The organism is Mycobacterium colombiense, assembly GCF_001672755.1.
Lineage (GTDB): Bacteria > Actinomycetota > Actinomycetes > Mycobacteriales > Mycobacteriaceae > Mycobacterium > Mycobacterium colombiense_C.
In genome coordinates this window covers 1-23,602 of record NZ_LZKI01000119.1, presented here as the reverse complement: position 1 = coordinate 23,602, position 23,602 = coordinate 1, and the positions used below count along the sequence as shown (strand labels likewise).

Genomic DNA, 23,602 nt, shown 5'->3' with positions numbered 1-23,602 from the left:
ATGGCAATCGACGACCTGGTGGTCGAAACCAGCTACGGCCCGGTCCGGGGCATCGCAGAGGACAACGTCAAGGCGTGGAAGGGCATTCGGTACGCGGCGGCCCCCATCGGCGAGCTGCGTTTCCGGGCGCCCCAGCCGCCCGCGCGCAGCACCGCGGTCGCCGACGCCACCGCATTCGGACCGGCGTGCCCGCAGCCCGTATTTCCCAACATGCCATTGGATCTGGGCGCACCACAGGGCGAAGACTGCTTGCGGCTCAACGTCTGGGCGTCTGCTGACACCCGGCCCGGCGACGCCAAGCCGGTGATGGTCTGGCTGCACGGCGGCGCCTACGTCCTGGGGTCGAGCAGCCAGACGCTGTACGACGGCCGCAGGCTGGTCAGCCACGGCGACGTCGTCGTGGTGACCGTCAACTATCGGCTCGGGGTGCTCGGCTTTCTCGACCTGTCGTCGTTCAATCACGCGGGCCGGAACTTCGACTCGAACGTCGGCTTGCGCGACGTGCTGGCGGCGCTGGAGTGGGTGCGCGACAACATCGCTGCCTTCGGCGGCGATCCCCGGCGGGTCACGCTGTTCGGCGAGTCCGCCGGGGCCGGGATCGTCACCACCCTGCTGGCCAGCCCGGCGGCCGAGGGTCTGTTCGGCGCGGCGATTGCGCAAAGTTCGCCGGCCACTTCGGTTTACGATCGCGAGCGGGCCGCGCTCGTGGCCCAGGCCTTCCTCGACCGGCTGGGAATCACCCCGTCGGAATCGCAACGGCTGGTCGAGCTGCCCATGGCGACGATCCTGGCCGCGTCGCAACAGGTGTTCGACGAGGTGCCGGTGCGTAACCCGGGAAGGCTGGCGTTCGTCCCGATCGTCGACGGCGACGTGCTGACCGACTACCCGGTCAAGCTGACGCAGGAGGGCCGCTCACATCCGGTCCCGCTGATCATCGGCACCAACAAGCATGAGGCGGCGCTGTTTCGCTTGATGCGCTCGCCACTGATGCCGATCACACCGAGCGCGATCACGTCGATGTTCAACCAGATCGCCGCCGAACAACCGGACCTGCAGTTGCCCACCGAAGAGGTGATCGGCTCGGCGTATTCGCGAATGCGGCGCAAGGCAAGGAGTTTGAGCATTGCGACCGACGTCGGCTTCCGGATGCCGTCGGTGTGGCTTGCCGAGGGCCACAGCCGGGTGGCGCCGGTCTATCTGTACCGCTTCGACTACGCCACCCCGTTGCTGAGGATGCTGATGGTCAAGGCCGCGCATGCCACCGAATTGCCCTACGTCTGGGGCACTCTCGGTGCGCCCAAGGATCCCACCCTGAAGCTCGGCGGCAGCAAGACCGCCAAGGCGGTATCCAAGAGGGTGCGCGCCCGCTGGGTCAACTTCGCCGCGCACGGCACGCCCGCGGGTCCCGCCGGTGAGCCGGAGTGGACGCCGTATGCAGAAGACGACCGGTCCTGCCTGATCATCGGTCGCAGCGACGCCCTCGCACACGACGTCGATGCCGGCATACGCGCGGCCTGGGGTAGCGAGATGGTGAGCTTCCGCTAGGCGGATGCCTTGCCCGCCAGGACTTGTCGTTTCATCTGGTCAAACATCTCGACGTAGTACGACAGACATTCCGACAGCGCCTGCTCGGTGTTGAACAGGGGCTGATACCCGAGATCGCGCGTCGCCTTGGCGATCGAGAAAAAGTTGTCCAGATACAGCCGCTCGACGGCGAGCGGCTCGAGCAGCGGTGCCGGTATCCCGAACCGGAAGTGCAGCCGCTGCCAACCCGTCATCGCCGCGCGCACGATGGGGCCGTTCACCCGGACCCGCGGCCACTTCTCCCCGCAGGCCTCGACGACCGGCCTGGCGAACTCGAACATGTTGATCGGCTCGGCGTCGTTGATGAAGTACGCCTGGCCGGGCGCGGTGCCGCCCGGCGTCAGGTGCTCGGCCGCCAAGATGAAACCGTGAATCAGGTTGTGCACGTAGGAATTATCCAGTCGGGCCGATTTGCGCCCGATCAGCACCTTGACGTGGCCGGCGATCACGCTTTCGAACAGCTTGCGGAACATCGTCTGATCGCCGCGGCCCCAGATCCCGCTGGGCCGGATCGCGCACGTCAACAGGCCGTCAACCCCGTTCTGGCCCAGGACGAATCGCTCGGCGATCACCTTGGTCTCGGTGTACAGGTCGTTGAACCGGTTGGTGTAGGGCAGCGTCTCGTCGCCGCCGGCGATGTTCTGGCCACCCATGACGACACTGTTGGACGAGGTGTAGACGAAGCGCTGCACCCCGGCGGCCTGTCCGGCGCGGACCAGGTTCTCGGTGCCCCCGACGTTGACCCCGAAGCTGCGCTGCCGGTACTCGTCGGTGACCGACGCGCCGCCCATCAGGTCGATGATCGCCGCGGTGTGGATGACGGTGTCGATGCCGTCGACCGCCTGCGCGCACACGGCCGTGTCGGTGATATCGCCCTGCAGCACCTCCAGCCGCGGGTGGGGCGGCAGCGGTGAGGGCGCACGGTCGAAGGAGCGGACCTGATGCCCGCGGTCGAGCAAGGTGGTCACCAGGTTGGCGCCGACGAATCCGGACCCCCCGGTGACCAGGACGCGGCCGAGTTCGGCCGTCAGTGATGCATCACCCATGGACGAGAGCATAACTGAAACGTGTTCCAGTTTGAAAAAAAGTCTTCAACAAAGCCCTCCAATATCCCCGAATTCAGGCATCCTCGGCCTCGCCTGCCGCGAGCGCATCTTCGATTCTCTTTCGGGCGCCAGCTAAGTGTGCTTCACAGTGTTTAGCCAGTTGTTCGCCTCTTTCCCACAATTTCAGCGACTCATCCAGGTCCAAACCGCCCTGCTCCAGCACGCGGACGACTTCGATCAATTCGTCCCGGCACGCTTCGTAGGCCAGGTGACTAATAGGTGTAATGGATTCGCCCTGTTCCGGGGTCGCGGCGTTGTCTCCGCCGTCGTTTTTACGCGCCATCGGTCGGTCCTTCGCTCACCGCGGCGACGGCGCCGTCGGCCACCCGCACCCGCAGCCGCGTGCCCGCCGGCGCGTCATCGACCGAGCGGAGCACCCGGTTCGTCGGCCCGGTGGTTTGCACGGTGGTTTGCACGATGGCGTAACCGCGGGCCAGCGTCGCGGCCGGCCCCAGCGTCGCCAGCCGCGCGCTCAGGTGGCCGACACGCTCGCTCTCGGTGGCGGCCATTCGGGTGATGTCGCGGCGAATCGCCGATCGGGCGCGATGCACCTCCTCGGCGCGCGCGGTCAGCGCCGCCAACGGCTCGGCCAGCACCGGACGGCTGCGTATCTGGGCCAGCGCCCGTTGCTCGCGGGACACCCAGTTGCGCAGCGCCTGTGCGCTGCGCCGGCGCAGGTCCTCGATCAGGCGCTGCTCGGCGGCGGTGTCGGGCACCACCTTCTTGGCCGCGTCGGTGGGAGTGGCCGCACGTAGATCGGCGACCAGGTCGCAGAGCGGATTGTCGGGCTCGTGGCCGACCGCACTGATCACGGGGGTGCGGCAGGCCGCGATGGCGCGGCACAGCGTCTCATCGGAGAACGGCAGCAGGTCCTCCACGCTGCCGCCGCCGCGGGCGATCACGATGACGTCGACCTCGGCGTCGCGGTCGAGTTCGCCCAGCGCCTCGACGATCTGGGCGACCGCGTTGGGCCCCTGCACCGCGGTGTTGCGCACCGCGAAGCGCACCCCGGGCCAGCGTGCGGCCGCCACGGTTGTCACGTCGCGTTCGGCGGCGCTGGCCCGGCCGGTAATCAAGCCGATCATGTTGGGCAAGAAGGGGATTGGTCGTTTGAGCCGAGAATCGAACAGCCCTTCGGCGTCCAGCAGCCGGCGCAGCCGCTCGATGCGGGCCAGCAGCTCGCCCACTCCGACGGCGCGAATCTCGGTGAGCCGCAACGAGAATGTGCCCCTGCCGGTGTAGAAGGACGGCTTACCGCGCACCACCACCTGCGTGCCTTCGGCCAGCTTCACCGGCGCGTTCAGCACCAGGTCGCGCGGGCACGTCACACTCAGGGACATGTCGGCGGCCGGGTCACGCAGCACCATGAACACGGTTTTGGAGTCCTGTCGCATCGAGATCTGGGCGAGCTGGCCCTCGACCCAGACGGTGCCCAGCTTGTCGATCCAGCCGGCGACCCGGATGGCCACCGCGCGCACCGGAAACGGGTTCTCGGCGGAATTCGGTTCGGAGGTAACGGCCGGTGTCACTTCGCGTTCGCGCGGGTGATCCTGTTGGCGAGCAGCGTCTGGAACGGTGCGCGGCCCTTGGTGGCCTGCTCGTAGGCGAGCAGGGCTTCGAGTTCGTCCACGCTCAGCGATTGCAGGCGGGCCCGCAGCTGCGCCAGCGTCAGCGCCGAGTAGTCCAGCTCGGTGACCACCGCCGGCTGCGGAACCGAGGCGTCGGCGGCCGGCTTCTTGGATTGCCGGGCGGGCTTGGTCAGGGCGCTGGCGTCTTCGTGCGCGTCGGCCACCGAGTACAGCGCGAACCGGCCCTCGGCCCGGCGCTCGCCCTCACCTCCGTCCTGCACCGGGCTGAAGCCGCCGTCGATCGCGTCGTTCAGGTCCTCGTCGAAGGTGGCCCATTCCGGCTTCTCATCCCGGGGCGGGAAGATCGATTCCAGGGTGCTGTCGCCCTTGATCGCCAGCTCGGCGAGGTTCTGCTGAAAGCGCATCACGATGTGCGCAGCCTGGCTGGCCAGCGTCATCGGGTACATCAGGATGGTTTTCGGCAGCCTGATGGTTTCCTCGACAGCGACTGTTGCCGCGCCGACCAGCAGCCGAACGCCATACGGTGCAGTGCCCATGGGTCCAAGATTGCCCTAAGCGGCGGCTAACTCCAAGCCCACCGGCGCGAGCTGGCAAGCCCGTGTCGGCGGTAAGTACCCTGGACGACATGCCGCCGACTATCGACATGGGGATTCCCGGCCGTGTGGGAGGACCAGCGCGATCGGTAGCCAGCGACCCAACCCGTAAGCGAGTGCTCCTGGCCGAACCGCGCGGGTACTGCGCGGGCGTGGACAGGGCCGTGGAGACCGTGGAACGCGCGCTGGAAAAGCACGGCCCACCGGTCTACGTGCGTCACGAGATCGTGCACAACCGGCACGTCGTCACCACCCTGGAAAAGGCCGGTGCGGTGTTCGTCGAGGAGACCGACGAGGTGCCCGAAGGTGCGATCGTGGTGTTCTCCGCCCACGGCGTCGCACCCACGGTGCACGCCGCGGCCGCCGACCGGAACCTGCACACCATCGACGCCACCTGCCCCCTGGTGACCAAGGTGCACAACGAGGCCAGGCGATTCGCCCGCAACGACTACGACATCCTGCTCATCGGCCACGAGGGCCACGAGGAGGTCGTCGGGACCGCCGGGGAGGCGCCCGACCACGTGCAGTTGGTCGACGGGGTCGCCGCCGTGGACAACGTGACGGTGCGCGACGAGAACAAGGTGGTGTGGCTCTCGCAGACGACGCTGTCGGTCGACGAGACCATGGAGATCGTTGAGCGGTTGCGGCTGCGGTTCCCGAAGCTGCAGGATCCGCCCAGCGACGACATCTGCTACGCGACCCAGAACCGGCAGGTCGCGGTCAAGGCGATGGCCCCGGAGTGCGAGCTGGTGATCGTCGTCGGATCCCGCAATTCGTCGAATTCGGTGCGGCTGGTCGAGGTGGCGCTGGGCGGCGGGGCCGCCGCCGCGTACCTGGTCGACTGGGCCGACGACATCGACCCGGCGTGGCTGGAGGGCGTCACCACGGTGGGCGTCACCTCGGGGGCGTCGGTTCCCGAGGTCCTGGTCGAAGGCGTCCTGGCACGGCTGGCCGAGTGCGGCTACGACGTGGTTCAGCCGGTCACGACCGCGCAGGAGACCCTGGTGTTCGCGTTGCCGCGCGAGATCCGGTCAGACCGCTAGACGTCGTACTCCCAGGATTCCGCCGGCGACCGTCCGTGCGAGTGTCCCGGTGTCCGCGAGCGGCTGCGGCGCTCGGTGTGCGGCTCGCGCGGCGGGTCTTGCGAACCGGCGCCGCGGTAGCGCACCTGCGAGATGGGGTGATGCGTCCCGCTGGAACCGTTCGACGGGGGCCGCCGCCTCCTCGGTTCATAGGAAGGTTCGTACGGCTCGCGGCTCTCGTAGCGGCTTTCATACCGGCTCGCGGAAGTGGGGCCGCTCGGCGGGTCATACCGGTCGCCGTAGGACTCGAGGCCGTCGAAACGGCTGCTCCGCGGGGTGGGCCGCTCGTAGGGACTGCGGCGGGTGCGCGGTTCGCGACGGGCTTCCCGGGGCGATTGGCCACGCGGATCGGCATCGGCGTCCGGCCGCGGCCGACGGCGTGCCCGCCGGGCCGGGTCGGCGGCGTCATAGTCGCGAGCCGACGCTGCGCTGCGGCGCGTACTGGTGCGCCTCGGGCGTTCGGGCCGCTCAGGCCGCTCGACCGGTTCGGACCCATCGCCCAGCGGCTCGCGTGAATGCCGGGAGCGGGCGCGCGCCGACCGGGTGGAGGAGCGGGTGGTCCGGGTCGTGCGTCGCGTCCTCGACGACGAGCCCGACCTGCGTGCGCGACGCGAATCGGTGGTGTCGTCCGCCTCGTCCTCGTCGGCACCGGACTGCAGCACCGACTGCGCTTTGGCGACGATGCCGTTGAAGAAGGACTTGACGTCGACGCTCGGGGCCTCGGCAGCGTCCTCGGAGGCGTTCGCCGCAACGCTTGTCTTGTAGGCGTTTCCGAAGTACCAGCGGGCCAGCCCGATCGCCAGCACGGCGCCGGCGGTGCCCAGCATCAGCGGGAACCGCTCGATCAGCGGGTAGCCGCAGTTGATCAGCAGGTCCTTGAGTCGGCCGACCTTGGCGTCGTGGAACAGCCAATAGGCGCCGGGGACCGCGCCGAACAGGATCAGCGGCGGCTGGATGATCGTGGTGAAGATGCCGTCCTGGCGCACCGCCAGGACCGCCGCCACGCAGCCGGCTATATAGAAGCCGGCGAAGACGTGGGTCAGTTCCTTGTGACCAGCGTCGATTCCGTAGCCGATGGCAGTCGCTGTGACGGCGATGAGCAGGGCTGCGTACCAGGGGACACCTGGGATATTTGGGTGGATCGAACGGTGAGCACCCTCCACCGTCGAACTTGCCCGCTGTGCTGACACATGTAGACCGTACCGGGAATGGGCCGAAAGGCCCGTAAATACCTCGTTGCGATCCTGCGCGTGCCCTGCCGGCGTGCAGTATCGGCGGTGATCAACGGTCCCCGGCGCCCGTCGACGCTTGCACCCCTAGACTTGGTTCCCCGTGAGCCTGAGCCTGGGAATAGTCGGTCTGCCCAACGTCGGCAAGTCGACCTTGTTCAACGCGTTGACCCGGAACAACGTGGTGGCGGCCAACTATCCGTTCGCGACGATCGAGCCCAACGAGGGCGTCGTCCCACTGCCCGATCCGCGGCTGGACAAGCTGGCCGAGATGTTCGATTCCGAGAAGATCGTGCCGGCGCCGGTGACGTTCGTCGACATCGCCGGGATCGTGAAGGGCGCGTCCGAGGGCGCCGGGCTGGGCAACAAGTTCCTGGCCAACATCCGCGAATGCGACGCGATCTGTCAGGTGGTGCGGGTGTTCGCCGACGACGACGTCGTGCACGTCGACGGCAAGGTCGATCCGGCCTCCGACATCGAGGTGATCGAGACCGAGCTGATCCTCGCCGACATGCAGACGCTGGAGAGGGCCGTCCCTCGGCTGGAGAAGGAAGCCCGCAACAATAAGGACCGCAAGCCGGTGCACGAGGCGGCAGTCGCCGCGGAGGCGGTCCTGAACTCGGGCAAGACGCTGTTTGCGGCCGGTCTCGACAGGTCACTGCTGCGCGAGCTGAACCTGATGACCACCAAGCCGTTCCTCTACGTGTTCAACGCCGACGAGTCCGTGCTGACCGACGACGCCCGCAAGGCCGAGCTGTGCGCGATGGTCGCGCCCGCCGACGCGGTGTTCCTGGACGCGAAGATAGAGGCCGAACTGCAGGAGCTGGACGACGAGTCGGCGGCGGAGCTGCTGGAGTCGATCGGACAGACCGAGCGTGGGCTGGATGCGTTGGCGCGGGCCGGTTTTCACACCCTGAAGCTGCAGACCTATCTGACTGCGGGCCCAAAAGAGGCGCGCGCGTGGGTGATTCACCAGGGTGACACCGCACCGAAGGCCGCCGGGGTGATTCACACCGACTTCGAGAAGGGCTTCATCAAGGCCGAGATCGTCTCCTACGACGACCTGATCGCCGCTGGGTCGATGGCGGCGGCCAAGGCGGCCGGCAAGGTTCGCATGGAGGGCAAGGACTACGTCATGGCCGACGGCGACGTCGTCGAGTTCCGGTTCGGATCAACGTCTACGTCAAAGCATTAGCATCCTCCCATGGCGGAGGTCACGTTCCTGAGTCAGAACGAACCCGTTGATGAGTACGGACGGGCGCTGGACGCTTCTTCTGGCTCGATTCGGTTCTCGCACTTGCCATAGCGGTTTTCTTCGCCGTGCCGGCGATGACGCTGTGCGTCAAGGCCGCTGCCGCCGTACGGGGGAGGGCAGCCGATTTCACCGATGGCTAGGGCCGGCCACATGGTGGAATCCGCTGCACCGTATGGGGGCGAAGCGGCCGCATTTTGTTCAAACTGCGGTGGTCATCGCGGACTCGACGTAGCTTGAGCAGCAATCGATCGTCCATATGTGTTGGAGGTGCGATGAAGCCTGAGGATGTAGTTCGCGCAGAACTGGACGCCTGGCATGGCCTCGACGTCGATGAGATCGTCGGCCATTTCCACCCAGATGCAGTTTGGGACAACGTTGCGCTGGGCGTGCACCGCGGCCATGCCGAGATTCGAGAGGCGGTCAAAGGCTACGTCCAGCGCATGGAGTCGGCCGAGTTGGAGCTGCTCAACATCGCGGTCAACGGCAACATCGTGATGGTTGAACGTATCGATCACTTTGTCTATGACGGCAACAAGATCGCCGCGCGGTGCATGGGCGCATTCGAAGTGGCCGGAGACAAGATCACCGCCTGGCGCGACTATTTCGACGTCCCGCGCTGACCTTCGGACACGACCCCATGCGTCCCGGACGTCCGAGCGGCACCGCGGCATGTCCGTGACGGCACTGCCTGAGCTCGAGGGCCCAGCTGACGCACACCGACCAGCCGGTCGGCATCAACCACATTGCTCTCTGGGCGCGTAGCAGGTCAGAGGTCGACCGATTCCATTGCGAATTCCTGGTCGCGCGCGGCATCCCGGTCACCGACGAACCCACGGACTACCCGCAGTACCGGGCCGGCCAATACGCGGTGTTCTGCGATGACCCGATTAACGGAATGGGTACCGAAAGTCCCTACTCCTCACCAGCTTTGGTCGTTGTGTCGCGCGATTCGTGCTTTCGCCAGGAGTCGCGCCATCCAAGGTCAGCCCGGTTTGTCAGAGGCGCCGCCTAGCATTCGGTGCTCATACACCGAGAGGAACCGACCGCATGAAGTTCATTTCGACCCGAATCATCACGGCCGACGTCAGGCGGCTCGTCGATTTCTACGAGATGGTCACCGGGGTCTCGGCGATCTGGGGCAACGAGTTATTCGCCGAGATCCCGACGCCGATCGGAACGCTCGCCATCGGCAGCGATAAGACCGTCCCGCTGTTCGGAGGCGGATCCGCCGAACCCGCCGCCAACCGCAGCGCCATCCTGGAGTTCATCGTCGAGGATGTGGATGCCGAGTACGAGCGGCTTCGCGAACGGGTGGACGAGGTGGTGACGACGCCGACCACGATGCCCTGGGGAAACCGCGCGTTGCTGTTCCGGGATCCGGACGGAAACCTGGTCAACCTCTTCACTCCGGTAACTGAGGATGCGCGGGCCAAGTTCGGAGTGTGAGCGGAGACTTGACTCCGGATTACCACTTGCCCGGATCCGCGCCGAGGGAAATTCTTAGGAGATGGCGACGGTAGAGCGGATGGTGCGACGGTCCGCGAGCGTGGTGGTCGGCGGCGCGGTGACGCTGTCCGCTCTGGGTCTGGCCGGCGGCGCCTTCGCGCAGGCGGCCCCGCCCCCGGCACCCACCGGCCATTGGTGCCCGGGCGATCCATGGAACCCGGCTTGGGGCAACGTGGCGGACTGGGATTGGAATCACTGCCACGACTGGCAACACCCGGGAGGCCCGACCGGCCCGGCGGGATGGGGGCCCTGGGGACCGCCGCCGGCGTGGGCGCCGCCGCAGCCACCTCAACCGGCCTGGGCGCCCGGGGCGCAAATGATGTGGAACCCCACCGGCGCCGGCAACTGGGGAATCTGGAACAACGGAATATGGACCCCCATCTGATGGAACAAGCCTGTCATCGGAGGCTTGGGTCACCCGGCCCCTGGCGGGTCGATTGGCCAGCCACCCCGCGTTAGGGTGAGCTGTGGCCGTCGAGGACCGTGTCGATGGGCCCGCGGAGCAGGAGCGCCGGGCTCACGAACTCGATGAGCGCGAAAAGACCCTGATCCAGCGCGAAGCCGACCTCAGATTCCGGGAATTCCAGGCGGGCAGAAGAGACCGTGTCGCCGACCAGCGCGACCAAATCGCGGACGACCGCGAGCGGGCGGCAGACGAACGCGAACGGCGCGCGGACGAACGCGAGGGCACCTCCGCGCAGCGCGAACGCGAGCGGCTGAAACGCGTGGACGAGCGCGGCAAGCGCGCGCGGGCCCGGGCAAGGCGAGAGCAAGCCGATGTCGACCGTGAGACGGCGCAGTCCGAACGGGGGCGCGACGACGCCTAGTCGGTAGCCGCCGCGGAAGCGCCCAAGGGAACCCGGCAGAGCCGCTGCCCCACATATATTAGCTGCGGAAAATATACCGATGTGTAATAAGTTTGCTCTAGCTGCGGCGCACATCATTGTCCGCGCAGCGAATGACCTGTGCCACAAATTTTGGTTCGCGATAATTGTTATTGCTAACCTCCCTGGCCATGGTCGTTATTGCAACATTGATGTCGTTGATCGGTCAGGTCTCCGGCACGCCGTATATTTCGGGCGGCGATTCGCCCGCCGGGACGGATTGTTCGGGACTTGCTTCGTGGATTGCGAATGCAGCAACTGACAGGCCCGTTTTCGGGGATCGATTCAACACCGGAAACGAAGAGGGTGCATTGCTGGCGCGCGGCTTCCAATATGGAACCGCTCCCAACGCCGTGGTCATTGGCTGGAACGGTGGCCACACCGCGGTGACGCTGCCGGACGGAACGTCCGTGTCCAGCGGTGAGCGTGGCGGGGTGCACGTGGGTGGTCCGGGCGCCTACCAGGCCGGATTCACTCACCACATGTTCCTCCCGATGCCACCGGAAGACGGTGGCGCGCCGCCGCCACTGTTCGCGCCGCCGCCCCCGCCGGACGCTCCGCCGCCGCCGGCCGTTCTGATCGACGCTCCGGCACCTATTCCGCCTCCGCCGGGGCCCTGATTCCCTTCATCCGGGCACGCAGGAATTGCGAATTAATAACAAATAGGACGCGGTACGCCCAGGCATAAAAGATCGGATTTTCGGCGCCGTGAGTGAGTGCAGTTCTGCCGTTACGCGGAATAGTGAAATGCCGCCGTAGCGGGCTAATTTGTGAGCTGCACCACTGACGACGATAACGGTTGCCTGCGGCAAAAGTGTGCTCATGTGTCACGTGTGACGCATGAGCACACTTTGCTCTAACCATTTCCCAAGCAAACTACGTCGGGCGTTCAGCCGCCGACGCCGCCGTAGCGCCACCCGCGGGCGGATAGGCTGGCGCTGCCCCCGGGAGACCGGGCGGGCGTAACCGGAACAGCGAACCGAGGCGGGGCCGCAGTGATCTTCATCGTTGTCAAGTTCGAGACCAAGCCCGAGTGGACCGACCGCTGGCCCGAATTCGTCGCGTCGTTCACCGCGGCGACGCGGGCCGAAGACGGCAATCTCTGGTTCGACTGGTCGCGCAGCCTGGACAACCCGGCGGAGTACGTCTTGGTGGAGGCCTTCCGCGACGATGAGGCGGGCGGGGCCCACGTCAACAGCGACCACTTCAAGCGCTTCATCCAAGAGGTCCCGCAGGCGCTGACGTCGACGCCCAAAATCATCAACCAGACCATCGACGCCACGGACTGGTCGGAGATGGGCGAGATGGCGGTCGAGTAGTCCTCGACTAGCCGACCGCGATCTCGATTTCGTCGCCCAGGGTGTAGCCCGGTGTGAGCGGAAGCCTGTCACCACTCCAGAACGAGCCGGGATCGAAGTAGTTGGAGTACTTCTCGGTAGTGAGCAACCCCATTTCCTCGTAGGTGATCGCCACCGTCTCCGCGCAGTAGGCCACCTCCAGGCCGAGCTTTTGGCGCTCCTTGCGTCGCCGGGTCGATTCGCGAATCTTCTTGTCCACGAGGGGGATTCCGCGCGTCCAGTCGTAAGCGTTCGGCAGCCGGCCGCGCAGCCACCGGCCGGTCAGCCGCATGGTGGTGGGAAAGGCGGTCCCGTCCATCCGGGCGATCACGCGCAGCAGCGTGTTCTCTTGCTCCCGGTCGGCCGGCGGGGTCAGCTGGCGCAGCCAGCACCGCTGGTGGTAGCGCTGCGACCACTGCAACACCGACTGCGCAAGGTCGTTGAGTTGCACGCCACGATGATTCGTCCCGGTCCACAGGTCGACGAGCTTGTCACCGAGTTCGGCGTGCCAGATCAACGGCGGCAGGTCGTCGATGGCCACCGCCATCCCCACGTGGTTCACCGGGCTGTTTGTCAGCGTCTGGATGGCGCGGTCGGGTCCCGAACCGCCGCGAAACAGCCAAAGATCGCCGGTGCGGGTCTGTTCGAGTGCTTGGTCCAAAGTGAGCATCTTCGTGTAAGCCCGTCCGCCGCTGCGACTTTCGCCGCTGTCGTCGCCAATATGAGCCCACCGTACGTCACGCGGGATGCGTTGCCGAATGTTGCGGGCACACAAGTCAATCACAACCGGCCATAACGACCCGGCTGGCATAGCCTGGTGACATGCGCAATGTGTGGAAGTGGCTGGGATTGGCCGGTGCCGCCGGTGTCGTCGCAGGGGGCGCGCTGGTCGTCCGGGACCAACGCAAGCGGCGCGCGTACACGGCCGACGAGGTTCGCGACCGTCTGCATCAGCGGTTGGCCGAATACAACGGGGACGGTGTTCAGTCGGGCTCGGAGTCGGACGGAGACTCGACGGCGAATAATCGGTAGGTGCCCGAAAAGCCCTTCAGCTCCACATTGCGGCCGTCGTCGAACCGGATGCCGTCGGAATCTGAAAGCGCGTCTCGCACCGGCTGACTCACCAGAATCTGGCCGCCGACCGCCTGCGCGGCAACCCGTGCCGCCATCGCGACGTTGCGGCCGAACAGATCATCGCCGCGGCGCACCGAACGGCCCATGTGGATGCCGATCCGCACGCGAATCTCCTCGCGCCGCTTGCGATTCGCGTCCCTTCGCAATGCGCTCTGCAAATCGATACCGCATCGGACCGCCTCCTCGGCGCGAGCGAACGCGATCATGAACCCGTCGCCCTGGCTTTTCACCACGTGACCGGACCGTCGCCGCACCAGATCCGAGACCAGCTTGTCGTGCGAGCTGATCAGCTTGACCCACGCCCGGTCGCCGATGCGCTCGTTGAGTGCCGTGGATTCCTCGATGTCGGAGAACAAGATCACCACCCGGCCGTCCGGGGTGACGCGGGCAAGATCGGGTCGCTCTACTTCGGCCCAGTCCGCGAGGTCCTCGATGCTGCTGCGCACCGCCGCGCCGAAGCCCTCCTTGCGCATCAGGTTGGCGGTGTTCCACACCCTTTTGACGGCCTCGCGACCGCCCGACAGCAGCTGAGTGCGGGCGTCGGTCCGCTGGCGCAACTCGTCGAGCTCCTGCTGACTGCGCACCAGCAATCGCCACAGCACGATCAGCGCAACGCCCTCGATCGCGGCAATCCCGGCCAGGAGGTAGACCGTGACGTGCAGCGCGTCAGCCATGGCGGTCATCCTTTCAAGGCCGCGGGCCACCCAGGTTGTCGGCCCTATCTGCAGTGTCTAGTGTTGATTCCGCCAGCCGCGGGTAGTGATCTCAAGGGAGCCGATCGGGTGACTTTCGGGAGGAGCGGTCTTGGCCGAGGACGACACTAACCCATCTGACCTGCTGGTGATCTTCGGAATCACCGGTGATTTGGCGCGCAAGATGACGTTCCGGGCGCTGTACCGGCTCGAGCGCCGCGACATGCTGAACCACCCGGTCGTGGGTGTGGCCAGTGACGACATCACCATCGAGCAGCTTCGGGATCGGGCGCGCGACGCGATCAAGGCGTCGGGCGAGGTGTTCGACGACGCCGTGTTCGACCGGCTGGCGGACCGGCTGTCCTACCTGCACGGCGACGTCACCGACGACGGTCTCTACAAGCAACTCGCCAAGAAGATCCCCTCGGACTCCCATCCGCTTTTCTACCTGGAAATGCCGCCGTCCCTGTTCGCGCCGATCGTGGAGAACCTGGCGAAGGCCGACCTGCTGGAGCGGGCCAGGGTGGCGGTGGAAAAACCGTTCGGCCACGACTTGGACTCGGCGCGTGAACTCAACGAGCGGCTGCGCGCGGTGCTCGACGAAGACCAAATCCTGCGCGTGGACCACTTTTTGGGTAAGCAGCCGGTCGAAGAACTGCAATACCTGCGGTTCGCCAACAACGGCCTGGCCAAGGTGTGGGACCGCGACAGCATCTCCGAGATTCACATCACCATGGCCGAGGACTTCGGCATCGAGGACCGCGGCAAGTTCTACGACGCGGTGGGCGCCCTTCGCGATGTCGTGCAAAACCACCTGCTGCAGGTGCTCGCCCTGGTCGCCATGGAACCCCCGGTCGGGGCGAGCGCCGACGACCTGAACGACAAGAAGGCCGAGGTGTTCCGGGCGATGCCGGCGCTTGATCCGGAGCGTTGCGTCCGCGGGCAGTACCGGGGCTACACCGACGTCGCCGGTGTGGCAGAGGATTCCACCACCGAGACCTACATCGCGCTGCGCACCGAGATCGACAATTGGCGCTGGGCCGGGGTGCCGATTTTCCTGCGCGCCGGAAAAGCGTTGCCGGAGAAGGTGACCGAGGTGCGGATGTTCCTGCACCACGTCCCCGGGTTCTCGTTCCTGCCGAACCGCCGGCCGCCCGAGTGCAACCAGATCGTGCTGCGCATCGACCCCGACCCCGGGATGCGGCTGCAGTTGTCCGCCCAGGCCGGCGATTCGTGGCATGACGTTCACCTGGACTCGTCGTTCGCCGAGGATCTCGGCGAACCGGTGCGGCCCTACGAGCGGTTGCTCTACGCCGCGTTCAACGGAGATCGCCAGTTGTTCGCCCGCGAAGATGCCATCGAAGAGACGTGGCGAATCGTGCAGCCCGTGCTGGACAAGCCCGGCCGCATCCACCATTACGACCAGGACTCGTGGGGACCCGAGGCCGCACAGGCGCTGCTGCGGGGTCACCACAGCTGGCAAGAGCCGTGGCTGCCGCGTAGCAAGCCCACCCAACAGTAAGGAGACACCCACGATGCAGCTTGGGATGATCGGCCTCGGCAGGATGGGCGCGAACATCGTCCGCCGCGTGGTCACGGACGGACACGAGTGCGTGGTCTACGACCACAACCCCGACGCGGTCAAGGCGATGGCGGGGGAGGACAAGACCACCGGGGTGTCCTCGCTGCAGGAGCTCGCCGAGAAGCTGACGGCCCCGCGGCTGGTCTGGGTGATGGTCCCGGCCGGGACCATCACCACGGGCGTGATCGACGAACTGGCCAAGACGCTCGACTCCGGGGACATCGTCATCGACGGCGGCAACTCCTACTACCGCGACGACATTCGCCACGCGAAGACTTTGTCGGAGAAGGGTATTCACTTCCTGGACTGCGGGACCAGCGGCGGCGTGTGGGGCCGGGAACGCGGCTACTGCCTGATGATCGGCGGCGACGACGAGGCCTTCCTGCACGCCGAGCCGATCTTCGCCACCGTCGCACCGGGCGTCGACGCCGCGCCCCGCACGCCGGGCCGCGATGGCGAGGTTGCGCGGTCGGAGCAGGGCTATCTCCACTGCGGACCGGCCGGCGCCGGGCACTTCGTGAAGATGGTGCACAACGGAATCGAGTACGGCATGATGGCCTCGCTCGCCGAGGGGCTGAACATCTTGCGCAATGCCGACATCGGCAAGCACATGCAGGAGGGTGACGCCGAAACGGCGCCGCTGTCGAACCCGGAGTTCTACCAGTACGACTTCGACATCCCCGAGGTGGCCGAGGTATGGCGGCGCGGCAGCGTCATCGGCTCCTGGCTGCTGGACCTGACGGCGATCGCGCTGCACGAGTCGCCCGACCTCAAGGAGTTCTCCGGCCGGGTCTCCGACTCCGGGGAGGGCCGGTGGACCGCCATCGCGGCGATCGACGAGGGCGTCCCCTCGCCGGTGCTGACCACCGCGCTGCAGTCGCGGTTCGCCTCGCGCCAGCTCGACGACTTCGCCAACAAGGCTCTCTCGGCGATGCGCAAGCAATTCGGAGGGCACGCGGAGAAGCCGGCGAACTAGCGGCGTGGCCGGGTGATGCGGGTCGCCGCCATCGAACTAGCGGCGATCGCGAGCGCGGCGTGGCCGGGTGATGCGGGTCGCCGCCATCGAACTAGCGGCGATTGACGAAGGCCACCACCGCGTCGCTGAACGCGTCGTTGTCGTCGCCGGCCGCGGTGTGCCCGGCGTTGGACAGCTCGACGAACTCGGCGCGCGGCACGGTGGCCAGGAAGTGCCGAACCCCCTCGGGACTCACCACGTCGGACAGCTTGCCGCGGATCAGCAAGACGGGGATCGTCAGGTTTTTGGCGGCCTGCTCGAAGCTCTCGGTGCGCAGTTCGGGATCGTCGCCGGGCTTGGTCATGAAGGCGGGGTCCCAGTGCCAATACCAGCGGCCGTCGCGCAGCCGCAGGTTCTTCTTCAATCCCTCGGGGCTGCGCGGCTTACTGCGGTACGGCAGGTAGGCGGCGACGGCGTCGGCGGCCTGCTCCAGCGAGTCGAAGCCGTCGAGGCCGCTGAACATGAAGTCGCGGATGCGGGCGCTGCCGCCCTTTTCGAAACGGGGGACCACGTCGACGAGCACCAACCGGGTGACCTTCGCGGGTCCGGCCCGGTGAGCGGCGAGGATGCCGGTCAGCCCACCCATGCTGGCTCCGATGATCGTCACCGGCCGGCCGATCTCGTCCAGCACTCGCATGACGTCGCCGGTGAGCGTCTCGATCTCGTAGTCGGCGTCGGGGGAGCGTGCGCTGTCGCCGTGTCCGCGGGAATCCAGCGCCACCACGTGCAGTCCCTCGTCGGCCAGCGTCTGGCCGGTGTTTTTCCAGGAAAACCGGTTCTGGCCGCCACCGTGCAGCATCAGGATGCTCGGTCGCCCGGCACCGCCGGAGCCGCGATTCCATTCGTCGGCGACCAGGGAAATCCCGTCGACGCCGGCAAACTCCACCGTCTCGGGACTGCTGCTGACGGTACTCATGCGACCTGACGTTACATAGGCCGGTTAAGCACTGTTGCGCGGGTGGACGACGCGATGACTTTTCGTCGCCGACCGGGTCTATAACGGCAGAGACCAACGAGCCGTCAAGGAGGCCCCGGACATGCCATCGATCACCCCGTCGTTATGGTTCGACGACAACCTGGAGGAGGCCGCCAGTTTCTACACCTCGGTGTTTTCCAACTCCCACATCGAGGGCTTCAACCAGACCACCGACGCCGGGCCGGGCGAGCCCGGCACGGTCCTGTCCGGCAGCTTCGTGCTGGACGGCACCCGGTTCATCGGGATCAACGCCGGTCCGCACTTCCACTTCACCGAGGCGGTCTCGTTCACGATCCATTGCAAGGACCAGGACGAGGTGGACTACTACTGGGACCGGCTGAGCGACGGCGGCGAGGAATCGCAATGCGGCTGGCTCAAAGACCGCTTCGGGATGAGCTGGCAAATCGTCCCGGACCGGCTCTACGAACTGATCGGCGACCCGGACCGCACGCGGGCGGCGGCGGCCACCAAGGCGATGTACGGCATGCGCAAGATCATCGTCGCCGAGTTGGAGCGGGCCGCCGCGCTGCAACACTGAAAACTTCTGGTAGAGCGACGGTTTGACCCTCAGTCGAGCAGGGTCGGTGCGTCGCGCGACCGCACAGGTTAGGTTGATCCCTGCGGAGACGTCGAGCAGGGAGTGAACATGGCTGAACCAGGCTGGATCGACGTGACCGGCCATGCGGGGGACCTCAAGGCCCTCACCTGGGGGCCGGCAGACGGTCCCATCGCGCTATGCCTGCACGGCTTCCCCGACACCCCCTACGGCTGGCGCAAGGTCGCCCCCCGCCTCGCACAGGCGGGATGGCGGGTGATCGCGCCCTTTATGCGCGGATACGCGCCGTCGTCGATCCCGGTCGACGGCGGCTATCAGGTGGGCGCGCTGATGGACGACGCCCTGCGGGTGCGCTCGGCCGCGGGCGGCACCGAGAACGACGTGATCATCGGCCACGACTGGGGCGCGATCGCCGGTACCGGCCTGGCCGCCATGCCCGACAGCCCGTTCACCAAGGCGGTGATCATGTCGGTCCCGCCGTCGGCGGCGTTCCGGCGGCGCGGCGGTGGCGCGGCCGAGCGGGGCCGGCTGGCCGCCCATCTGGCGCGCCAGGTGTTTCGCAGCTGGTACATCATGTACTTCCAATTGCCTTGGCTGCCTGAACGTTCCGCGTCCTGGGTGTTGCCGCTGTTATGGCGCCGGTGGTCGCCCGGTTATCGCGCCGACGAGGACTTGCGTCACGTCGACGCCGCGATCGGCGCGCCGGAAAGCTGGCGCGCGGCGCTGGGCCCCTACCGCGCCACCATTCGCAACACCCGGCCGTCGGCGCGGTATGCCGCATTGAACCAGTTGTGGACCGAAGAACCCGTGCTGCCGTGCCTGTACCTGCACGGTCGCGACGACGGTTGCATGACACCGGCTTTCGCGCGGTGGGCCGAAAAGGTGCTGCCCGCGGGCAGCGAGATCGGCATCGTCGAACACGCCGGCCATTTCCTGCAGCTCGAGCAGCCCGACAAGGTCGCCGACCTGGTGCTCGGGTTCATCGGCTCACCCGGCTGACATCATGGCTCGGGCCATGTCGGGGCACCGGATGGCTGCCGTCGACGCGCAGTTCTACTGGATGTCGGCCAAGATCCCCAGCGACGAGTTCCTGCTCTACGCGTTCGGCGGTGAGCCCGCCGACTACGCGCTCGCCGTCGAGCAACTCTGCTTGCGGGCCAACGCCGAGCCGGCGCTGACGATGCGGGTGCGGGACCGAGGCCGGTGGCGCTACCCGCAATGGGTGCCGGCGGCCGTCGCGGCCGAACAGGTGGTCCGCCACGACCTTGCGGAGCAGAACTGGAATGGCGTCCTGGCGGCCGTCGCCGGCCTCGCCGATGACCAGCTGGACGTTCGGCGAATGGCCTGGCGGCTGCACGTCTTCACCCCGGTGCGTGGCATTCCCGGCGTCATCGGATCGGGCGCCGTCGCGGTGTTGCAGGTCGCGCACGCGCTGGCCGACGGCGCCCGCTCCGCTGCCATGGCGGCGTGGCTGTTCGGGCGGCCCGACCCGGTGCCCGAGGTGCCCACGCCGCGGCCGGGCTTTCTGCCCTGGCGAGCCGTCCAGGCGGCACGCGCCCATCGCCTGCTGGAGCGCGACATCCGCGCGGGACTGCTGACCCCCGGCGCGGGGTCGCGTCCGTTGCTGCCGACGAATGCGCGTCCCGAGGGCCCCCGCGCGGTGCGGACCTTGGTGCGACACCGTTCGCAGCTGCCCGGCCCCACGATCACCGTCGGCGTGCTGAGTGCGGTATCGCAGGCCCTGTCCAATCTGCTTGACGGGCAATGCGATTCGCTGGGCGCCGAGGTTCCCATGGCCAAACCCGGCGCGGCGCGGGCGCACAACCACTTCGGCAACATCGTGGTGGGGCTCTACCCGAAGCTCGGGTCGGATGCCCGCGCCGAGCGGATCGCGGCCGACCTGGCCAACGGCCGGCGCCGCTTCGAGCATCCGGCCACCCGGGCCGCCGACCGTGCGTTCGCGGCGGTGCCAGCCGGGCTACTGCGTTGGGGCATCGGGCAATTCGATGTCCAAGAGCGCGCGACGCAGGTGTCCGGCAACACCGTGGTGTCCAGCGTCAACCGCGGGGCTGCCGATCTGAGTTTCGGCGGCGCGCCGGTGGTGCTGACGTCGGGATATCCGGCGCTGTCGCCGATGATGGGGCTGACGCACGGCGTGCACGGCATCGGCGACACCATCGCGATCAGCGTGCACGCGGCGGCCTCGGCCGTGCCCGACGTCGACGCCTACCTGGCGCTGCTCGACGCGGCGCTCTAGCTATTGCGCGTCGCCGGATCTGGCCGCCTCTTCGCGGGTCAAGCCGGCGGCGACGATCAGCTCCTCGTGCAGTTCGAACCACACCGTGTGGTAGGAGTCGATCAACGGCCGGGTCAGCCAGGTGGTCTCCCCGGCCTTGACTTTGTCCAGTGCCGCAACCAGTTTGGCCGCGTAGGCGGTCAGCCGCGGCAGTTGTGCCGCGGCGGCCTCGATGATCGGCATCGTGCGGGCGTGGACGTCGTCGAGGCGGGCCAGTACCGCCTCGTCGTAGGCGGGGTCGTCGTGGGCGTTGGGAACGCCGTCGGGTCCGCCCTTGAGCTGCCAATCCGTCACAAGTCCCTTGAGGTCGGCGTTGACAGCGCGGAAGTCGTCGTAGGCGGCGGCCATCGCACCGGGATCGATGTCCTTGCGTTCCTCGGCGAGCAGCGTTGTGAGCCTGTCGGTCCCGCTGAGGGTGATCCGCAACGTCGGACCTTCGGTCAGCAGCCCCGCTGCGGTCAGCCGCTCGACAACGGGAGTGATGTCGGCAAGATCTGCACCCAGCGTCGCGGCCAGGTCGGCTGGACTCACCCGTCCTTTGAGCCGAACCCCTTGCAGCACAGCCAATTCGGTCACGATGCGGATCCCGTTGTCAGGCGCAGCGCGATCAGCATCACGATCAACGGCGTCGCCGACACCACGTCGCCCTGCCCGCTGTTCAGGGCGGCGCGCACCGCGGCCTCGGAGCTGTCGTCCAGTCGCACGTGGTCGCCCGCGGCGTGGGCGCGCAGCGGGCTGATCCGCCGTGCGATGTCGGCCAGTTCGCGCAGTTCCGGCGTGTCGTCTTCCGACCACGCGGACAGGCTCAGATTGCCTTCGCGCACTTCGCCTTCGGCGCCGTCGACGGTGATGTGCTTGCCGGCCAGCGCTGCCGCGACCCCGTGGCCGCACCCCACCACCGCCACCCGGCCCAGTTCGCGGCTGACTACCGCCGCATGGCTGGAGGCGCCGCCGACCTCGGTGACGATGCCCTGCGCGGCCAGCATGCCCGACACGTCTTCGGGCCGGGTGTGATCGCGCACCAGGATCACCCGCTCGCCGCGATCGACGGCGCGCAGCGCCTCGTCGACGTCGGTGTACGCCTTGCCCGACGCTACGCCCGGGCACGCCGGTAATCCCTTGGCCAATAGCGGTGCTGCCAAACGTATTTCGGGCTGAAGCGCCGGTTGCACCAGTGTTTGCACGTGCGCCGGGGTCACGCGGCGCAATGTCTCCGCGTCATCGATGAGTCCCTCGTGCCGCAGCTGCAGCGCCGTGCGCACCGCCGCCTGCGCCGACCGTTCCGCCGCTCGCGTCTGCAACAGCCACAGCTTGCCGTCCTCGACGGTGAACTCGATCTCCTGGATGTCGGAGTCCAGCCGTTCCAAGGTGCGGGCGGCACCGATCAGTTCGTCGTAGACGGACGGCTGTTCATCACGAAGCGCTACGATCGGTTCGACGTCGACCGATCCCGACACCACGTCGTCGCCCTGGCCGCCGGGCAGCCATTCGCCGAACGGTTCGTTGTCGCCGGTGATCGGATTGCGGGAAAAGAACGCTCCGGCACCGGAATTGGAGCCGTGGTTGCCGAATACCATCGCCTGCACGACCACGGCGGTGCCCTGCTGATCGTCGATTCCGTAGTGGGCGCGATAGGCGACCGCGCGGGGTGAATTCCACGAGGCGAATACCGCCTCGATTCCGGCGCGCAACTGCGCGTACGGGTCGGAGGGCACGTGGTCGGCGACGCCGACGATGCGCCGATACATGTCCGAGAACCGCCGGTGGGTGTCTCGGGCGAACGCTTGGTCACCGGTTGCCGCCAGCGCCCGCTCGACGTCCTCGTTGATGCCGAGGTCCAGGATGGTGTCCATCATGCCCGGCATGGACTGGGTGGCTCCGGAGCGCACGCTGACCAACAGGGGACGCGAGCCCCGGCCGAACGTGCGGGAGGTCTGCGCCTCCAGCCAGCGCATCCGGTCGAGCACGTCGTCCCAGACGGCATCCATGGTTGCTGCGGGGTCGGCGAGATACCGCAGGCCCACCGCGGTGGTGATACAGAACGCCGGCGGCACCGGCAGGTTGTGCCGGCGCATCGCCTCGATGCCGTGCCCCTTGTTGCCCAGCAGCTCCCGTGGGTGGTTCGATGTGCCGTCCAGCACCACCACGGAGTGCTCGGTAGGCGCAGACCCACGGCCGCTTGACGCATTGCGGTGGGCGCCGCTGCCTCGTGCGGTGCCAGCCGTGGTGCACCCCCTTGGTGGTGTGGCTACTGATCGGGCCGACGTCGGAACGCCCGCTATGTTCCCACACGGACCAGCGGATTAAGCGACGTAGCGGCTCGGCGGCTCTTGTGGTGCCACCCGGCCGATGCTCTAGGTTTACAGTTATGACTTCATATGACACGTTCCATGACGTCGGAGTACTGATCCTGCGGCTGGTGTTGGGCGTGACGCTGGCCGCGCATGGCTACAACAAGTTCTTCGGCGGTGGCCGCATCCCGGGCACCGCGCGCTGGTTCGAGAGCATCGGCATGAAGCCCGGTAAGTTTCACGCCACCGTGGCGGCGACCACGGAAATGGCCGCCGGTCTGGGCCTGGCCGCCGGATTTCTCACCCCGATCCCGGCGGCGGGTTTTGTCTCGCTGATGCTGGTCGCGGCCTGGACGGTGCACCGCGCGAACGGCTTCTTCATCGTCAAGGAGGGCTGGGAGTACAACCTGGTGCTGGCGGTCAGCGCCGTGGGCGTGGCCACGCTGGGCGCGGGCAAGTACAGCCTGGACTACCTGGTCTTCGGGAAGAACTGGTTCGACGGCTGGCAGGGCCTGGTGATTTCGGCGGGGTTGGGCCTGGCCGGCGCCATCGGTCAGCTGGCGATCTTTTACCGCCCGCCGGCTAAGCAAGCCGGTTAGTTACGGGCCGTCGTCTTCCTCGCCCCCCAACAGCTTCTCCGGGTGGTGAAAGGTGTTGGTGCGGGGTTGGCCGCGATCGAGGTGCGCGGGTGGGATCCATTCGGTGTCGCCGCTGGCACGCTTTCGGGTGATCCAGCCCTTGTCGAGGAGCCGGTGGTGGGGTCCGCAGGCCAGCGTGAGCTGGTCGATATCGGTGGTATGCGTATGTGCCCAGTCTTGGACGTGGTGGACTTTGGGCTTACCCCGGTTTAGCGGACACCGGATTGCGGCGGTATGGCCGTTGCGGAAAGGTCCTC

At 67.2% G+C, this 23,602-nt stretch carries 27 protein-coding genes and 1 pseudogene; 17 read left to right on the top strand and 11 right to left on the bottom strand.

The features are described from left to right. Nucleotides 1–1,545 (top strand): carboxylesterase/lipase family protein, encoded by a 1,545-nt coding sequence (locus A5708_RS16435; RefSeq protein WP_065029647.1) that lies wholly within the window; start codon nt 1–3, stop codon nt 1,543–1,545. Here the strand turns inward: A5708_RS16435 and A5708_RS16430 are convergent. The 4 genes from A5708_RS16430 to A5708_RS16415 form a co-directional block, all read right to left on the bottom strand. Further along, nucleotides 1,542–2,642 (bottom strand): NAD-dependent epimerase/dehydratase family protein, encoded by a 1,101-nt coding sequence (locus tag A5708_RS16430; protein WP_065029646.1) that lies wholly within the window; start codon nt 2,640–2,642, stop codon nt 1,542–1,544. The genes A5708_RS16435 and A5708_RS16430 overlap by 4 nt on opposite strands. 61 nt (nt 2,643–2,703) lie before the next feature. Then, a complete protein-coding gene (locus A5708_RS16425; RefSeq protein WP_065029645.1) occupies nt 2,704–2,973 on the bottom strand; it encodes an exodeoxyribonuclease VII small subunit in 270 nt (89 codons plus the stop codon). Next, nucleotides 2,963–4,219, bottom strand: a complete 1,257-nt coding sequence (gene xseA, locus A5708_RS16420) for an exodeoxyribonuclease VII large subunit (protein WP_065029644.1) — start codon at nt 4,217–4,219, stop codon at nt 2,963–2,965. The genes A5708_RS16425 and xseA overlap by 11 nt, the downstream gene beginning before the upstream one ends. After that, nucleotides 4,216–4,815: a lipid droplet-associated protein gene (locus A5708_RS16415; RefSeq protein WP_065029643.1), complete on the bottom strand. Its 600-nt coding sequence runs from the start codon at nt 4,813–4,815 to the stop codon at nt 4,216–4,218. The genes xseA and A5708_RS16415 overlap by 4 nt, the downstream gene beginning before the upstream one ends. Before the next feature lie 89 nt (nt 4,816–4,904). On the opposite strand from A5708_RS16415, the gene A5708_RS16410 reads away from it, so the two are divergent. After that, nucleotides 4,905–5,915, top strand: a complete 1,011-nt coding sequence (locus A5708_RS16410) for a 4-hydroxy-3-methylbut-2-enyl diphosphate reductase (RefSeq protein ID WP_065029642.1) — start codon at nt 4,905–4,907, stop codon at nt 5,913–5,915. On the opposite strand, the gene A5708_RS16405 is transcribed toward A5708_RS16410, so the two are convergent. Next, entirely contained in the window at nt 5,912–7,144 is a 1,233-nt protein-coding gene (locus A5708_RS16405; protein ID WP_196772660.1) for a DUF6542 domain-containing protein, read from the bottom strand. The two genes, A5708_RS16410 and A5708_RS16405, sit on opposite strands and share 4 nt — an antisense overlap. Nucleotides 7,145–7,286: 142 nt before the next feature. Here A5708_RS16405 and ychF point away from each other — a divergent pair, with 142 nt between their 5' ends. The 8 genes and pseudogenes from ychF to A5708_RS16375 all read left to right on the top strand — a co-directional run bounded on the left by ychF (nt 7,287) and on the right by A5708_RS16375 (nt 12,147). Beyond that, nucleotides 7,287–8,378 (top strand): redox-regulated ATPase YchF, encoded by a 1,092-nt coding sequence (gene ychF / locus A5708_RS16400; protein ID WP_065029641.1) that lies wholly within the window; start codon nt 7,287–7,289, stop codon nt 8,376–8,378. A 332-nt stretch (nt 8,379–8,710) separates the two neighbouring features. Next, nucleotides 8,711–9,058, top strand: coding sequence for a limonene-1,2-epoxide hydrolase family protein (locus A5708_RS16395; protein ID WP_065029640.1), 348 nt, complete (start codon nt 8,711–8,713; stop codon nt 9,056–9,058). 83 nt (nt 9,059–9,141) lie between these two features. After that, a pseudogene (locus A5708_RS27595) lies at nt 9,142–9,454 on the top strand (VOC family protein); the annotation flags it as partial. A 31-nt stretch (nt 9,455–9,485) separates the two neighbouring features. Beyond that, on the top strand, nt 9,486–9,884 hold the full coding sequence (locus tag A5708_RS16390; protein ID WP_065029639.1) for a VOC family protein: 399 nt from the start codon (nt 9,486–9,488) through the stop codon (nt 9,882–9,884). Nucleotides 9,885–9,945: 61 nt separating this feature from the next. Further along, a complete protein-coding gene (locus A5708_RS26890; RefSeq protein WP_196772659.1) occupies nt 9,946–10,329 on the top strand; it encodes a hypothetical protein in 384 nt (127 codons plus the stop codon). An 82-nt stretch (nt 10,330–10,411) separates the two neighbouring features. Then, nucleotides 10,412–10,771 carry a hypothetical protein gene (locus A5708_RS16385; protein WP_065029638.1) on the top strand — a complete coding sequence of 120 codons (360 nt, stop codon included), beginning with the start codon at nt 10,412–10,414 and terminating at the stop codon, nt 10,769–10,771. 188 nt (nt 10,772–10,959) lie between these two features. Next, entirely contained in the window at nt 10,960–11,448 is a 489-nt protein-coding gene (locus A5708_RS16380; protein ID WP_065029637.1) for a C40 family peptidase, read from the top strand. Between the two features lie 375 nt (nt 11,449–11,823). After that, the gene (locus tag A5708_RS16375) at nt 11,824–12,147 is read left to right on the top strand and encodes a putative quinol monooxygenase (protein WP_065029636.1); all 324 of its coding nucleotides are present in this window, start codon (nt 11,824–11,826) and stop codon (nt 12,145–12,147) included. 7 nt (nt 12,148–12,154) lie between these two features. Here the strand turns inward: A5708_RS16375 and A5708_RS16370 are convergent, their stop codons facing one another. Then, a complete protein-coding gene (locus A5708_RS16370; RefSeq protein ID WP_065029635.1) occupies nt 12,155–12,835 on the bottom strand; it encodes a guanylate cyclase in 681 nt (226 codons plus the stop codon). Nucleotides 12,836–12,987: 152 nt separating this feature from the next. On the opposite strand from A5708_RS16370, the gene A5708_RS16365 reads away from it, so the two are divergent. Beyond that, nucleotides 12,988–13,197 (top strand): hypothetical protein, encoded by a 210-nt coding sequence (locus A5708_RS16365; RefSeq protein WP_065029634.1) that lies wholly within the window; start codon nt 12,988–12,990, stop codon nt 13,195–13,197. On the opposite strand, the gene A5708_RS16360 is transcribed toward A5708_RS16365, so the two are convergent. Then, nucleotides 13,149–13,982 (bottom strand): adenylate/guanylate cyclase domain-containing protein, encoded by an 834-nt coding sequence (locus A5708_RS16360; RefSeq protein WP_065029633.1) that lies wholly within the window; start codon nt 13,980–13,982, stop codon nt 13,149–13,151. The two genes, A5708_RS16365 and A5708_RS16360, sit on opposite strands and share 49 nt — an antisense overlap. 121 nt (nt 13,983–14,103) lie before the next feature. Between A5708_RS16360 and A5708_RS16355 the strand changes: the two genes are divergently transcribed. Further along, a complete protein-coding gene (locus A5708_RS16355; RefSeq protein ID WP_065029632.1) occupies nt 14,104–15,513 on the top strand; it encodes a glucose-6-phosphate dehydrogenase in 1,410 nt (469 codons plus the stop codon). 13 nt (nt 15,514–15,526) lie between these two features. Beyond that, nucleotides 15,527–16,549: a phosphogluconate dehydrogenase (NAD(+)-dependent, decarboxylating) gene (gene gnd, locus A5708_RS16350; RefSeq protein ID WP_065029631.1), complete on the top strand. Its 1,023-nt coding sequence runs from the start codon at nt 15,527–15,529 to the stop codon at nt 16,547–16,549. A gap of 91 nt (nt 16,550–16,640) precedes the next feature. On the opposite strand, the gene A5708_RS16345 is transcribed toward gnd, so the two are convergent. Then, nucleotides 16,641–17,504 (bottom strand): alpha/beta fold hydrolase, encoded by an 864-nt coding sequence (locus A5708_RS16345; protein ID WP_065029630.1) that lies wholly within the window; start codon nt 17,502–17,504, stop codon nt 16,641–16,643. 121 nt (nt 17,505–17,625) lie between these two features. On the opposite strand from A5708_RS16345, the gene A5708_RS16340 reads away from it, so the two are divergent. From A5708_RS16340 to A5708_RS16330, 3 genes are all read left to right on the top strand, one after another. Continuing rightward, on the top strand, nt 17,626–18,102 hold the full coding sequence (locus A5708_RS16340; RefSeq protein ID WP_065029629.1) for a VOC family protein: 477 nt from the start codon (nt 17,626–17,628) through the stop codon (nt 18,100–18,102). A 108-nt stretch (nt 18,103–18,210) separates the two neighbouring features. Next, nucleotides 18,211–19,119 (top strand): alpha/beta fold hydrolase, encoded by a 909-nt coding sequence (locus A5708_RS16335; RefSeq protein WP_065029628.1) that lies wholly within the window; start codon nt 18,211–18,213, stop codon nt 19,117–19,119. A 16-nt stretch (nt 19,120–19,135) separates the two neighbouring features. Then, entirely contained in the window at nt 19,136–20,377 is a 1,242-nt protein-coding gene (locus A5708_RS16330) for a WS/DGAT domain-containing protein (RefSeq protein WP_065029627.1), read from the top strand. Here the strand turns inward: A5708_RS16330 and A5708_RS16325 are convergent, their stop codons facing one another. Further along, nucleotides 20,378–20,992, bottom strand: a complete 615-nt coding sequence (locus A5708_RS16325) for a hypothetical protein (RefSeq protein ID WP_065029626.1) — start codon at nt 20,990–20,992, stop codon at nt 20,378–20,380. Continuing rightward, entirely contained in the window at nt 20,989–22,563 is a 1,575-nt protein-coding gene (locus A5708_RS16320) for a pyruvate, phosphate dikinase (protein WP_065029625.1), read from the bottom strand. The genes A5708_RS16325 and A5708_RS16320 overlap by 4 nt, the downstream gene beginning before the upstream one ends. 221 nt (nt 22,564–22,784) lie before the next feature. Here A5708_RS16320 and A5708_RS16315 point away from each other — a divergent pair, with 221 nt between their 5' ends. After that, nucleotides 22,785–23,306: a DoxX family protein gene (locus A5708_RS16315; RefSeq protein WP_065029624.1), complete on the top strand. Its 522-nt coding sequence runs from the start codon at nt 22,785–22,787 to the stop codon at nt 23,304–23,306. Here A5708_RS16315 and A5708_RS27260 read toward each other — a convergent pair. Next, a partial coding sequence (locus A5708_RS27260) for an HNH endonuclease signature motif containing protein (RefSeq protein WP_231117934.1) occupies nt 23,307–23,602 on the bottom strand: 296 nt, incomplete at its 5' end. It abuts the gene before it with no gap.